1 protein-coding gene is annotated in these 519 nt (G+C 67.8%); it reads right to left on the minus strand.

The window, feature by feature from the left end:
- A partial coding sequence (locus EOA36_RS36785) for a hypothetical protein (protein ID WP_145969574.1) occupies positions 1-385 on the minus strand: 385 nt, incomplete at its 3' end.
- Positions 386-519: the final 134 nt, after the last annotated feature.

The following is a 519-nucleotide window of genomic DNA, read 5'->3' on the forward strand; positions in this document are numbered from 1 at the left end:
CCACCAGCGTCTTGCGTTCCTCGCCCGTGTCGGGGTCGAACACCTTTGCCTCGCCGAAGGCCGGCCATGCCCACATCATGGTGTTGAGGTAGGGCGCGAACAGCCCGGTCAGCGTCGGCGCGTCCCAGCGCTCGATCGCGCGAAAATCGTTGGTGGCCGTGGTGCAGTAAACCGTGCCGTCGGCGTCGCGGCCAATCACCGTCACCGGGCACGCCGGCGGCAGGCGATCGTGCGGCGCGCCCACCCACTGGCCGGGCTTGATGCCGTCGCGCGGCAGGTTCGGGTCGGGGTCGAGGAACTGGTCGCTGTCCTCGATCGCCGCCTTGGCATCGGCGAAAATCGCGCGGATTGCCTTAGAGCCCGTCTGTGTCTGCGCCTTGGCCATCGTCATTCCATGCTTGCGGAGAAAAAACGCCCGCCGGCGTATTCACCCACCGGCGGGCAAAGGCGCGAGGTCCGGGGCAGACCTAGCGCGGGGAAAAGCCCGTCGGCGCAAAACCGGCATCCTGCGGCTTGAAC

It is taken from the genome of Mesorhizobium sp. M8A.F.Ca.ET.021.01.1.1 (assembly GCF_003998025.1).
Classification (GTDB): Bacteria; Pseudomonadota; Alphaproteobacteria; order Rhizobiales; family Rhizobiaceae; genus Mesorhizobium.